A 13285-nucleotide genomic window follows, 5' to 3' on the forward strand; every position below is an offset into this window, starting at 1 on the left:
GAGCGGAACCCTAAGTGGCCGTTACCGCAGGAATGGATATGTACACAATCCAGCTGTGTTGACTGTCAGTCCGCCATCGCAGGCAAGCCAGCTCCCACAGGTGTAACACCCAGCGCCGACTGACGGTTATTGTCAGAAATTTCCCACAGGAGTACAAATGTACTCCATGACAAACCTGACTCCCCGCCGCACCGCCATCCTGACCTTCATCCGCGAGCGCATCGCGCAACAAGGCCAGCCTCCCAGCCTCGCCGAGATCGCCGAGGCGTTCGGCTTCGCCTCGCGCAGCGTCGCCCGCAAGCATGTGGTGGCGCTGACCGAAGCCGGGTTTATAGAGGTCAACCCCAACCAGGCCCGTGGCATTCGCTTGCTCAATCAACCGGCGCGTCCCGAGTGGCTGGATGTGCCGGTGCTCGGCCGCGTGGCGGCCGGTCGGCCGATTGGCGCCGATGCCGAGGTGCACAGCCGCTTGCAACTGGACCCCGCCACCTTCGCCAAAACCCCCGACTACTTGCTGCGAGTGCAGGGCGATTCGATGATTGAAGATGGCATTCTCGATGGCGACCTGGTGGGCGTACGCCGCACTGTCGAAGCCTTGAACGGGCAGATTGTGGTGGCGCGCCTGGACGGTGACGTCACCATCAAGCGTTTCGAGCGCCACGGCGACAGGGTTCGCCTGTTGCCGCGCAACCCGGCGTATCAACCCATCGTGGTCGGGCCCGAGCAGGACCTGGCCATCGAAGGCGTGTTCTGCGGCCTGGTGAGGCAAGGCTGATGGGCGCCGTGGTTGCCCTGGACTCGCTGTTCAATGGCGGGCGAGTCTGGAAGGGCCGGCCCGCCGCGCCACCGGCCAGCGTACATCCCACGGGGCTGGCGGCGCTGGATGCGGTACTGCCCAGTGGCGGCTGGCCGGAATCGGCCTTGAGTGAAATCCTGATGGCCCAGGACGGGGTGGGCGAGTTGCAACTGGTGCTGCCCACACTGGCGCGCTTGTCGGCCCTGGGCGAGCGCATTGTGCTGGTGGCGCCGCCCTATACCCCCTATCCCCATGCGTGGCAGAACGCCGGGGTGGATGTGCGCCAGTTATCCATTATCCGGGCCGAGGAGCGCGACGCACTGTGGGCGGTGGAGCAATGCCTGCGTTCGGGCAGTTGCGGTGCGGTGTTGTGCTGGCCGCGCAAGGCCGATGATCGCGCCTTGCGGCGTTTGCAGGTGGCGGCCGAAACCGGGCAGACCCTGGCGTTTGCCTGGCGCTCCCTTAGCGAGGCGATCAATGCCTCGCCCGCCGCTCTGCGCCTGGCGGTCGAGGCCAGGCCCGCGCAAGTGCGGGTGCTCAAGTGCCGTGGCGGGCTGGCCCATCCGGCGCCGATTGCCCTGGCGGGGCATTGAGGTTGCCATGCGTTGGGTGTGTATTGTCTTCCCGCAATTGGCGCTGGACGGGGCACAGCGTGTGCACCCCGAACCCGAGCAGCCGCTGGCTTTGCTGGCCGGCACGCCGCAGCGGCGCGTGTTGCAAGCCGTCAACGCCGCCGCCCGCGCCTTGGGCCTGCGCCCCGGGCAATCGTTGACGGCAGCCCATGCCCTGGCCAAGCAGTTTGCCTGTGTCGAATACGACCCGTTGGAGATTGAGCGGTTGCAGCAGTTTCTGGCCGCCTGGGCCTATCGCTTCAGCTCCCAGGTCAGCCTGTATTACCCACGGGCCTTGTTATTCGAGATCGAATCGAGCCTGGGCCTGTTCGGGCCCTGGCCGCAACTCGAGGCGCGTTTGCGCAAAGAGCTGACCGAGCTTGGCTTTCGTCACCGCATCGTCGCTGCGCCCAACCCGGCGGCGGCGCGGGTATTGGCAAACGGCTACGACGGCCTGGCCGTGGCCGATGACAGCGCCTTGATGCAGGCCCTGGCGTCGCTGCCTATCGACCGCGCCGGCCTTGAACCCCAGGCCGCCACCGCCTTGTCGCGCATGGGCCTGCGCAGCCTGGCTCAGGTGCAGGCCTTGCCCCGGCATACCCTGGCGCGACGCTTTGACGCCAGCCTGCTCAAGCACCTCGACGCCCTGAGTGGGCAGCGGCCATTGGCCCTGGATTTTTATCAACCGCCGGACCAGTTCGATGCACGCATCGAATTGAATTTCGACGTGCAATCCCACCAGGCGCTGTTGTTCCCCTTGCGGCGCTTGACCGGCGACCTGTCGGCGTTCCTGTGTGGCCGCGACAGTGGCGTGCAGCGCTTTGACCTGCACCTGGAACATGCCCAGACACACGACAGCGTGATCAAGGTGGGCCTGCTCAGCGCCGAGCGCGAGCCTTTGATGTTGTTCGAACTGGCCCGTGGGCGCCTGGAGCAGGTACAGGTCACCGCGCCGGTGCGGGGCGTGCGCCTGGTGGCCGAGGACTTGCCGGTGTTCGTGCCGCAACGCCAGGACCTGTTCGACGACCGCCCGCAACAAACCCTGCCGTGGGAACAATTGCGCGAACGCCTGCGTGCGCGCCTGGGGGATGAGGCGGTGCAGGGCCTGCGTTTTCAGGCCGACCACCGCCCCGAATGCGCCTGGCAGGCCGCGACCGACAGCCAGCCGTGCCCGAGCTTGAACAAGGTCCGCCGCCCAGGCTGGTTATTGCCGCAACCGACCTTGCTGGCCGAACACGGCGTACAGATCCTGATGGGCCCGGAGCGCATCGAATCCGGCTGGTGGGATGGCGCCGATGTGCGCCGCGACTATTACCTGGTCCAGACCCGCGCCGGCCAGCAGGGTTGGGCCTATCGCACGGTGGGGCAAGGCGATGGGCTGTGGTTGCAAGGGTGGTTTGCATGAGCCTTGGGCCGTCACCTACTGTAGGAGCGAGCTTGCTCGCGAAGGTCGTCAACGATAACGCGGGAAACCAGGATGAACGCGGTGCCCTCGGGTTTTTCGCGAGCAAGCTCGCTCCTAAAGGGGAGGGCGGTGCATGAGTTATGCCGAGCTGCACTGCCTGTCCAATTTCAGCTTCCAGCGCGGCGCCTCCAGTGCGCTGGAACTTTTCGAGCGCGCAAAACGCCAAGGCTACAGCGCCCTGGCGATCACCGATGAATGCACGCTGTCGGGCATCGTGCGGGCCTGGCAAGCTGCCAAAGCCGTTGACTTGCCGTTGATTATCGGCAGCGAAATGCACATCGAAAACGGCCCGAAACTGGTGCTGCTGGTGGAGAACCTGAGCGGTTATCAGCACCTGTGCCGGCTGATCACCCTCGCTCGGCGACGGGCTGAAAAGGGCCGTTATCGTCTGCTACAGGAAGATTTCGAGCAACCGCTGCCCGGCCTGTTGGCGTTGTGGGTGGCGCAAGACAGCGACACCCAGGCCAGCCTCGACTGGCTGCGCCGCACCTTCGACCAACGCCTGTGGCTGGCGGTGCACCTGCATTGTGGCCAGGACGATGCGCGCCATCTGCAACAGCGCTTGCAACTGGCCCACAGCCTGCAAATCCCTGCCGTGGCCTGCGGCGATGTGCATATGCATGCGCGGGGCCGCCGGGCCCTGCAAGACACCATGACCGCCATCCGCCACCACGTGCCGGTGGCCGAAGCCGGCATGCGCCTGCATCCCAATGGCGAACGCCACCTGCGCAGCCTGGATGCCCTGGCGGCGCTGTACCCCCAGGCCTTGCTGGACGAAACCCTCGCCATCGCGCGGCGCTGCACTTTCGACCTCGGCCAGCTGCGCTATCACTATCCACGCGAGCTGGTGCCCGCAGGCCATGATGCCCAATCCTGGCTGCGCACCCTCACCGAAGAAGGCATCGCCCAGCGTTGGCCCGAAGGCATCGACGACAAGACCTTGCAGCAAATCCAGCGTGAACTGCAGCTGATCAGCGAACTGGGCTACGAAAGCTATTTCCTCACCGTGCATGACATTGTGCGCTTCGCCCGCAGCCGTTCGATCCTGTGCCAGGGCCGAGGTTCGGCGGCTAACTCGGCGGTGTGTTTTGCCCTGGGCATCACCGAAATCAACCCGAGCCTGACCAACCTGCTGTTCGAGCGCTTCCTGTCCAAAGAGCGCAACGAGCCGCCGGATATCGACGTGGACTTTGAGCACGAACGCCGCGAAGAGGTGCTGCAATACGTGTTCCAGCGCTATGGCCGCACCCGTGCAGCCTTGACGGCGGTGGTCAGCAGTTACCACGCCACAGGCGCAGTACGCGATGTGGCCAAGGCCCTCGGGCTGCCGGCGGACCAGATCAACGCCTTGGCCGATTGCTGCGGGCGCTGGAGCGATGAGGCGCCGCCGTTGGAGCGCCTGCGTGAAAGCGGCTTCGACCCGGACAGCCCACTGCTGCGCCGCGTCTTGACGCTTACCCAGCAACTGATCGGTTTTCCCCGGCACTTGTCCCAACACCCTGGCGGCTTTGTGATCAGCGAATACCCGCTGGACACCCTGGTGCCGGTGGAAAATGCGGCCATGGCCGAGCGCACCATTATCCAGTGGGACAAGGACGACCTCGACGCCGTCGGTTTGCTCAAGGTGGACATCCTCGCCCTGGGCATGCTCAGCGCGATCCGTCGCTGCTTCGATTTGCTGCGCCGGCATCGTCACCGGGACTTGAGCCTGGCCACGATTCCCAAGGAAGACCCGGCCACCTACGCCATGATCAGCAAGGCCGACACCATCGGTGTGTTCCAGATCGAGTCGCGGGCGCAGATGTCGATGTTGCCCAGGCTCAAGCCGCAGACGTTTTATGACCTGGTGATCGAGGTTGCCATTGTGCGCCCCGGGCCGATCCAGGGCGGCATGGTGCATCCGTATTTGCGGCGGCGGAACAATGAAGAGCCCACGACCTATCCGTCGCCGCAATTGAAAGCCGTGCTGGAGCGCACCCTGGGCATCCCGCTGTTCCAGGAACAGGTGATGCAAATCGCCATGGTCGCCGCCGACTACAGCCCCGGCGAAGCCGACCAGTTGCGCCGTTCCATGGCCGCCTGGAAACGCCACGGCGGCCTGGAGCCCCATCAGCAGCGCCTGCGCACCGGCATGCTCAAAAACGGCTACACCGAAGCCTTTGCCGCGCAGATTTTCGAGCAGATCAAGGGCTTTGGCAGCTATGGCTTCCCTGAGTCCCACGCCGCCAGTTTCGCCTTGCTGACCTATGCCAGTTGCTGGCTCAAATGCCATGAGCCGGCGGCCTTCGCCTGCGCCTTGATCAACAGCTGGCCCATGGGCTTCTACAGCCCGGACCAGATCCTGCAGGACGCGCGGCGCCATCGCTTGCAGATCCGCCCCGTGGATGTGCAGGCCAGTGACTGGGACTGCAGCCTGGAGCCCATCGACGGCCAGCAACCGGCGATTCGCATGGGCCTGCGCATGATCTCGGGGTTTCGCGAGGACGATGGGCGGCGTATCGAAGCGGTGCGTCAGCGTCGACAATTCAGCGACATCGCTGACCTGGACGCCCGCGCCGGCCTGGATGCACGTGCCCAGGCGCTGCTCGCGGACGCCGGGGCCTTGCGCGCCCTGGCCGGCAACCGCCATCAGGCGCGCTGGGACGTGGCCGGTGTGCATCAGCAACTGGGCTTGTTTGCCGGCCTGCCGAGCCCCGATGAAACGCGGGTGGCGTTACCCGAGCCCACGGTAGGCGAAGATTTGCACGCCGATTACGTTAGCCTCGGTACCACCCTGGGGCCCCATCCCCTGGCGTTGTTGCGCGCCGAGTTACGCCGGCGCCGCTGCCGCAGTTCCCAGGAGTTGCTGGCGGTGGAGCATGGACGCAACGTGAGCATCGCCGGGCTGGTCACCGGCCGCCAGCGCCCAGGCACGGCGAGCGGCGTGACCTTTGTTACCCTGGAAGATGAGTTCGGCAACCTCAATGTGGTGGTCTGGCGCGACCTGGCCGAGCGTCAGCGCCAGGCGCTGGTAGGCTCGCGTTTGCTCAAGGTGGACGGCCGTTGGGAGGCGGTGGGTGAGGTGCGGCATTTGATCGCCGGGCGGCTCACCGATTTGACGCCGCTGCTGGAGGGGATTGTGGTGCGCAGCCGGGATTTTCATTGAGTTCAGTAGTTTCTGCATTCCTGTGTATTCAAGATGAAACCATCCATCGCCGGCGCGCTCCAAAACTTGCGACTGTCTTGTCCCCGCACAGAGCCCAATCATGCAATTTTTATCCAACCCCCACGGCTGTGAAGGCTGGGCCGGCGAAATGGCCCAGCGGATTCGCACATTTGACTGGTCCAGCACCGACCTTGGCCCCTTGGATCAGTGGTCCACGAGCCTGGCGTGCACCGTGCAAATGATGCTGGCCTCACCCGTGCCGATGGTGATGCTGTGGGGGCGGGCGGGGTACATGATCTACAACGACAGCTATTCGGCATTTGCCGGCGGGCGCCATCCTTACCTGTTGGGTACACCGGTGGAACTGGGCTGGCCGGAAGTGGCCGAGTTCAATCGGCATGTGGTGGATACGTGCCTGGCGGGCGGCACCTTGTCGTTCAATAACAAGGAGCTGGTGCTATCGCGTCACGGCCAACCGGAAAGCGTATGGCTGGACCTCTATTACAGCCCCGTGGCCGGGGACAACCAACAGCCGGCCGGGGTGCTGGCGATTGTGGTGGAAACCACCGAACTGGTGAAGTCCGAGCGGGTGCGCCAGGAGCTCACCCATAATCTGGAGCAACGCGTGGCCGCTGAAGTGCAGGCGCGGTCGGCCGCCGAAGACCAGTTGCGCCAGTCACAGAAACTGGAAGCGATTGGCGGCCTGACCGGTGGCGTGGCCCATGACTTCAATAACCTGCTGCAAGTGATCGCCGGCAACCTGCATTTGCTTGCCCGGCATGAACCGGACAACCCCCAGGTGCAACGTCGCGTCACCGCCGCCATCGCCGCCGTGGAACGTGGGGCCAAGCTGTCCTCGCAACTGCTGGCCTTTGCCCGTCGCCAGCCCTTGTCGCCGGCGGTGTACAACCCGCAGCGCATCTACGCCGGCCTGGGTGAGCTGTTGCAACGGGCGCTGGGGGAAACCATTCATATTGACGTGCAATTGCCCCAGGATTCCTGGTGCATCAATGTCGACCGCAACCAGTTGGAAAACGCGCTGCTCAACCTGGCGATCAATGCCCGGGATGCCATGCAGGGCGAGGGCGTGATTCGTATCACCGGGGAAAACGTCATCCTCAACCCGCACGATTGCGTCGGTAAAAGCATCAAGCCCGGCGAATACGTGCGCCTGGCGGTGGCCGACACCGGCGTGGGCATGTCCGAGGCGACCCTCAAGCGTGCATTCGAACCCTTCTTCACCACCAAGCGCGAAGGCCACGGCACCGGCCTGGGCCTGAGCATGGTGTTCGGTTTTGTGCGCCAAAGTGGCGGGCATGTGGACATGTGGAGCGAGGAGGGCAAGGGCTCGGTGGTGCAGATGTATTTTCCCCACTGCCTGGAGCCTGAATGCTTCGACGACGACAGTGATGCGGATCCGCAAGGCAGCGGCCAGGAAACCATCCTGGTGGTCGAAGACAACGAAGGCGTGCGCCTGACGGTGGTCGAGTTGCTGCAGCAGTCGGGCTATACCGTACTGACCGCCGAAGATGGCGACCGCGCGATGCAAGTGTTGCAGCGCGGCGTGTCGCCGGACCTGATCTTTACCGACGTGGTGATGCCCGGTCGGGTCAAGAGCACCGACCTGGCCACTTGGGCCCGCGCGCAGAACCCGCCGGTGCCGGTGCTGTTTACCTCTGGTCATACCCGCGACATTCTGTCTTCCAATAATCTGCTCAGCGCCGATATCCACCTGCTGAGCAAACCCTACAGCCCCGATGCCCTGACCCAACGCGTGCGCAGGGTGCTAAGCGCAAGACAAGGTTGCCCATGACATCACCGCGCAACATCCCGCCGCTCACCGCCCAGCAAACGGGCTTTGTCAGGGTGCGTGGCGCCCGTGAACATAACTTGTGTAATGTCGATGTGGATATTCCCCGGGACGCCCTGGTGGTATTTACCGGCGTGTCTGGCTCCGGCAAATCGTCCCTGGCGTTTTCCACGGTGTATGCCGAGGCCCAGCGCCGCTATTTCGAATCGGTGGCGCCCTATGCGCGGCGCTTGATCGACCAGGTCGGCGTGCCGGATGTTGACAGCATCGAAGGCTTGCCGCCTGCTGTGGCCCTGCAACAGCAACGCGGTACACCCAGTGCGCGCTCGTCGGTGGGCAGTGTCACCACCTTGTCGAGCTTGATCCGCATGCTCTACTCCCGCGCCGGCCGTTATCCGAAAGGGCAGGCCATGTTGTACGCCGAGGACTTCTCGCCGAACCTGCCTCAAGGCGCGTGCCCGCAATGCCATGGCCTGGGCCGTGTGTACGAAGTGACCGAGGCGCTGATGGTTCCCGATCCGTCGTTGACCATCCGCCAGCGTGCAGTGGCGTCCTGGCCGTTGGCGTGGCAGGGCCAGAACCTGCGCGACATCCTCGTCACCCTGGGCTATGACGTGGACATCCCGTGGCGCGAGCTGCCGAAAAAGCAGCGCGACTGGATTCTGTTCACCGAAGAAACCCCCACCGTACCGGTGTACGCCGGCTTCACTCCACAGCAGACCCGCGAGGCATTGAAACGCAAGTTGGAGCCCAGTTACCAAGGCACCTTCAGCGGCGCTCGGCGCTATATCCTGCACACCTTCGCCCACACCCAAAGCGCGCTGATGAAAAAGCGCGTGTCGCAGTTCATGCAAGGCAGTGCCTGCCCATTGTGCGAGGGCAAGCGCCTGACCCAGGCGGCGCTGTCGGTGAAGTTTGCCGGGGTGGATATCGGCGAGTTGTCGCAACTGTCCCTGGCCCAATTGGCCGACTTGCTGCGGCCGGTGGCAGCGGGGCAAGACACCATGAAGCTGTCGGTGGAAAAACGCCTGGCGGCCCAACGCATCGCCCAGGACTTGCTCGAGCGGGTCAACACCTTGATCGAGCTGGGCCTGGGCTATCTGTCCCTGGAGCGTAGCACGCCGACCTTGTCGTCCGGGGAGTTGCAGCGTCTGCGGCTGGCCACCCAATTGGGTTCGCAGTTGTTCGGCGTTATTTATGTGCTCGATGAGCCGTCGGCGGGTCTGCACCCGGCGGATGGCGAGGCGTTGTTCACTGCGCTTGATCGCTTGAAAGCCGCAGGCAATTCACTATTTGTAGTGGAACATGACCTGGAAACCATGCGCCGCGCCGACTGGCTGATCGACGTGGGCCCGGCTGCCGGTGAGCATGGCGGGCAAGTGCTGTACAGCGGGCCACCCGCAGGGTTGGCGGATGTCGAGGCCTCGCAGACCCGCGAATACCTGTTTGCCCAACCTCGCCCGACCAATGCGCCAAGCCGCGAGCCGGCCGGGTGGCTGACGCTCACAGGCGTGACGCGAAATAACCTTAAAGATTTGAACGTGGATTTCCCACTGGGCTGTTTCACCGCGGTGACCGGTATTTCCGGCTCGGGCAAATCCAGTCTGGTCAGCCAGGCGCTTCTGGAGCTGGTGGGCACGGGCCTGGGGCGCGTGCTGGAAAGCGACGACGAACCGAGCCTGGAGGATGCCGCACCGCAAGCCAGTGGCGGGCGCATCAGCGCCGGGCTGGAACACATCCAGCGCCTGGTGCAGGTGGACCAGAAGCCCATCGGCCGCACGCCGCGCTCCAACCTGGCGACCTACACCGGGCTGTTCGACAACGTACGCAAGCTGTTCGCCGCCACGCCAGCGGCCAGGAAGCGCGACTACGATGCCGGGCAGTTCTCCTTCAACGTCGCCAAGGGCCGTTGCCCGAACTGTGAGGGTGAAGGTTTTGTCAGCGTCGAGTTGCTGTTCATGCCCAGCGTGTACGCGCCATGCCCGACCTGCCACGGCGCGCGCTATAACCCCGACACCCTGGCAATCAAATGGCAGGGTTTGAACATCGCCCAGGTGCTGGGGCTGACGGTGGAGCAGGCGGTGCAGGTGTTTGCCGAGCAGCCGGGCATCCTGCGTTCGTTAGTCGTGCTGCGCGATATCGGCCTGGGTTATCTGCGCCTGGGGCAGCCGGCTACCGAGCTGTCCGGCGGTGAAGCCCAACGCATCAAACTCGCCACCGAACTGCAACGTAACGCCCGGGGCGCCACCTTGTATGTCTTGGACGAACCCACCACCGGCTTGCACCCCAAGGACGTCGATCGTTTGCTCAGCCAGTTGAATCATTTGGTGGAGGCAGGGCATACGGTGGTTGTGGTGGAGCACGAAATGCGCGTGGTGGCCCAAAGTGATTGGGTGATTGATATCGGCCCGGGGGCCGGGGACCTGGGCGGGAAGGTGGTGGCGTGCGGTACGCCGCAAAAGGTTGCCAAGAGCAAACACAGCCGCACCGCACCTTATCTAGCCCAATCACTGATCTAACGGGTGCTGATGTCCAAAATGTGGGAGGGGCAAGCCCGCTCCCACATTAAGCCCAGTGTTAGTCAGTGAGGTTGTGCTGGATCTGCTCTTTGGCCAGCTTCACCACATTCTCCAGGGTAAACCCGAACTTCTCCTGCAACTTGGCCAGCGGGGCCGAGGCGCCGAAGCTGTTCATCACCACTTTGGCGCCGGTCTGCCCGACGTAGCGGTCCCATCCCAAGGGCCCCGCTTGCTCCACCACTACGCGGGCTTTCACCGCCGGTGGCAGGACGCTGTCGCGGTAGGCTTGCTCCTGGTCTTCAAACAACTCCCAACTGGGCATCGACACCACCCGAGCGCCAATGCCTTGCTCTTTGAGCTGCTCATACGCGGCCACCGCCAGGCTGACTTCGCTGCCGGTGGCGATCAGGATGACTTCAGGTTGATCTGCACCGGCCAACACATAGGCACCTTTGGCCGCACCGGAGGCGGCGGCATAGTGGTTGCGGTCGAGGGTCGGCAGTGCCTGGCGCGATAACACCATACAGCTGGGCCGATGGGTTTGTGCCAGTGCCACCTTCCACAGTTCCAGGGTTTCATTGGCATCGCCTGGGCGCAGGGTCAACAGCCCCGGGGTGGCGCGCAATTGGGTCAGGTGTTCGATAGGTTGGTGTGTCGGCCCATCTTCGCCGACGCCGATGGAGTCATGGGTAAACACGAAGATCACCGGCAACTCCATGATCGCCGCCAGGCGGATCGGCGGTTTCATGTAGTCGCTGAACACCAGGAAGGTCGAGGTGTACGGGCGTAGGTAGGACAGCGCCATGCCATTGGCAATCGCGCCCATGGCGTGTTCGCGGATACCGAAGTGCAGGTTGCGCCCGCTGTAGTCATCGGCGCTGAAACGCCCGGCACCGTCGAAGGTGAGGTTGGTCTTGGTCGAGGGCGACAGGTCTGCCGAACCGCCCAGCAGCCAGGGGATCTGTTGGGCGAAGGCATTCAATACCTCGCCGCCCGAGGCACGGCTGGCCACGCCTTTGGCATCGGCGGCAAAGTCTGGCAGGTGCGCTTGCCATTGTTCGGGCATTTCCCCGGCGCGCATGCGTTGCAGTTCATCGGCCCGTTGCGGGTCGAGGGCGGCCAGAGTCTGGTTCCATTCGGCAAACAGCGGTTCGGCACGTTCGTAAAGAGCATCGCGCAGCAGTGTGCGGGCCTCTTCGGGCACCAGAAAACTTGAATCCTGCGGCCAGCCATAGGCGGCCTTGGTCAGGCGAATCTCGTCCTCGCCCAGGGGCTCGCCATGGGCCGCAGCGGTGTTGTGTTTGTGCGGTGAGCCGTAGCCGATCACGCTGTCCACCACGATCAAGGTGGGGGCGCCGGTATTGGCCTTGAAGGTTTCCAGCGCCACGCTCAACGCCTGCAAGTCATTGGCATCGGTGACGTGTACGGTGTGCCAGCCATAGGCCCGGAAGCGTTGGATCACGTCTTCACTGAACGCCAGCTCAGTGTGGCCCTCGATGCTGATGGTGTTGTTGTCGTAGATCCAGCACAGGTTATCGAGCTTCAAATGCCCGGCCAGGGACGCGGCTTCGCTGCTGATGCCTTCCATCATGTCGCCGTCACCGCACAGGGTGTAGACGTCGTAGTCAAACAGCACCTGGCCGTCGCGGTTGAAGCGCTCAGCCAGCCAGCGCTCGGCCATGGCCATGCCCACGCTGTTGGCGCAGCCCTGGCCCAACGGGCCCGTGGTGGTTTCCACGCCGGTGGTCATGCGGTACTCGGGATGGCCAGGGGTCTTGGAGCCGATCTGCCGGAACTGCTTGATATCGTCCAGGCTGACAGCCGGCTGGCCCGAGCGCTGGCCATGGGCATCGATCTCCACCACACCGGCCAGGTGCAACAGCGAATACAGCAGCATCGAGGCATGCCCCACCGACAATACAAAACGGTCACGGTTGGGCCAGTCGGGATGCTCGGGGTGATAACGCAGGAAGCGACTCCACAACGTATAACCCACCGGCGCCAGGCCCATGGGCGTGCCCGGATGGCCCGAGTTGGCCTTCTGCACGGCATCCATGGCCAGGGTGCGCAGGGTGTTGATGCATTGGGTGTCGGCAGCAGTGGCAACGTGATTCATAAAACCGTTCTCCCTGGGGTGGCGATCTACAGTTGAGGGCAGGGTGGGGCAAAGGTTTGATCCCATCGCATGCGCCGCGACGAACGGGATGCGATTGATCTCAAACATGACAAGACCGGTTGGAATGGGCTAGCTTCAAGGGCGTAGACCATCGATCAATCTGTGGAGGTACGCCATGCCAGTGAAACACGACCTGTATCAGGACTTGGGGTTGAGCAAGGAAGTTGTTCACGAACGCAGGGCGCAGGACAAACGGTTGGATTCGTTGCTCACCCAATATGATGCTGCCGACGGGGAGGTGCTGGCGGCGGAAAAAGCCAGTGCCAGCGATGAGGAGGTGGAAAAGCTGAAGAAGAAACGGCTATTGGTCAAAGACGAAATTGTGGGGCGGCTGGGTTGAGCAATCCCTCGCCACACATTTGGAATGTGCACATTTGTTCAGAATTGTTTGGAGGACAAGTGCCGTTTCACTCCTTATGATGCGCCCCGTCCACTCGGCTCTGGGGCTTGTTGCGGCGCAAGGATTGCGTTGTTGAGCCGGGTGGGCATCCTCAGAATTCATGCAACACAGGGCTGAATCGGTCGGGATGGAAATGCTGCCTGTGGGAGCTGGCTTGCCTGCGATGCCGGCCTCCCAGCCGACGCCTATCCACCTGACACCCCGGCAGTCCAAATGTGGGAGCTGGCTTGCCTGCGATGACGGCCTGTCAGCCAACACCTATCTACCTGACACTCAGAGATCAAACTGTGGGCTTGCTCGCGAAGGCGGCCTTGCAGGCAACACAGTTGGATGGTGTACATATCCATTGCTACGGTAACGGCC

8 protein-coding genes are annotated in these 13285 nt (G+C 63.6%); 7 read left to right on the top strand and 1 reads right to left on the bottom strand.

Annotation, left to right across the window (positions count from 1 at the left end):
- Positions 1 to 157 precede the first annotated feature (157 nt).
- The 6 genes from lexA (at position 158) to uvrA (ending at position 10346) form a co-directional block, all read left to right on the top strand.
- Complete coding sequence (gene lexA, locus A7K61_RS28245) at positions 158 to 775, top strand: transcriptional repressor LexA (RefSeq protein ID WP_044274343.1); 618 nt, start codon at positions 158 to 160, stop codon at positions 773 to 775.
- Positions 775 to 1389 (top strand): translesion DNA synthesis-associated protein ImuA, encoded by a 615-nt coding sequence (imuA, locus tag A7K61_RS28250; protein ID WP_003191873.1) that lies wholly within the window; start codon positions 775 to 777, stop codon positions 1387 to 1389. Before lexA ends, imuA begins: the two co-directional genes overlap by 1 nt.
- Positions 1390 to 1396: 7 nt before the next feature.
- The gene (locus A7K61_RS28255) at positions 1397 to 2812 is read left to right on the top strand and encodes a DNA polymerase Y family protein (protein ID WP_069558832.1); all 1416 of its coding nucleotides are present in this window, start codon (positions 1397 to 1399) and stop codon (positions 2810 to 2812) included.
- A gap of 133 nt (positions 2813 to 2945) precedes the next feature.
- Positions 2946 to 6017, top strand: a complete 3072-nt coding sequence (locus A7K61_RS28260; RefSeq protein ID WP_069558833.1) for an error-prone DNA polymerase — start codon at positions 2946 to 2948, stop codon at positions 6015 to 6017.
- Between the two features lie 100 nt (positions 6018 to 6117).
- On the top strand, positions 6118 to 7830 hold the full coding sequence (locus A7K61_RS28265) for an ATP-binding protein (RefSeq protein WP_047711072.1): 1713 nt from the start codon (positions 6118 to 6120) through the stop codon (positions 7828 to 7830).
- Positions 7827 to 10346: an excinuclease ABC subunit UvrA gene (uvrA, locus tag A7K61_RS28270; protein ID WP_069558834.1), complete on the top strand. Its 2520-nt coding sequence runs from the start codon at positions 7827 to 7829 to the stop codon at positions 10344 to 10346. The genes A7K61_RS28265 and uvrA overlap by 4 nt, the downstream gene beginning before the upstream one ends.
- 58 nt (positions 10347 to 10404) lie before the next feature.
- On the opposite strand, the gene tkt is transcribed toward uvrA, so the two are convergent.
- Positions 10405 to 12462, bottom strand: coding sequence for a transketolase (gene tkt, locus A7K61_RS28275; RefSeq protein WP_047711070.1), 2058 nt, complete (start codon positions 12460 to 12462; stop codon positions 10405 to 10407).
- 175 nt (positions 12463 to 12637) lie between these two features.
- On the opposite strand from tkt, the gene A7K61_RS28280 reads away from it, so the two are divergent.
- On the top strand, positions 12638 to 12862 hold the full coding sequence (locus A7K61_RS28280) for a DUF465 domain-containing protein (RefSeq protein ID WP_003191862.1): 225 nt from the start codon (positions 12638 to 12640) through the stop codon (positions 12860 to 12862).
- Positions 12863 to 13285 lie beyond the last annotated feature (423 nt).

The organism is Pseudomonas sp. AP42 (assembly GCF_001728935.1).
GTDB lineage: Bacteria > Pseudomonadota > Gammaproteobacteria > Pseudomonadales > Pseudomonadaceae > Aquipseudomonas > Aquipseudomonas lactis.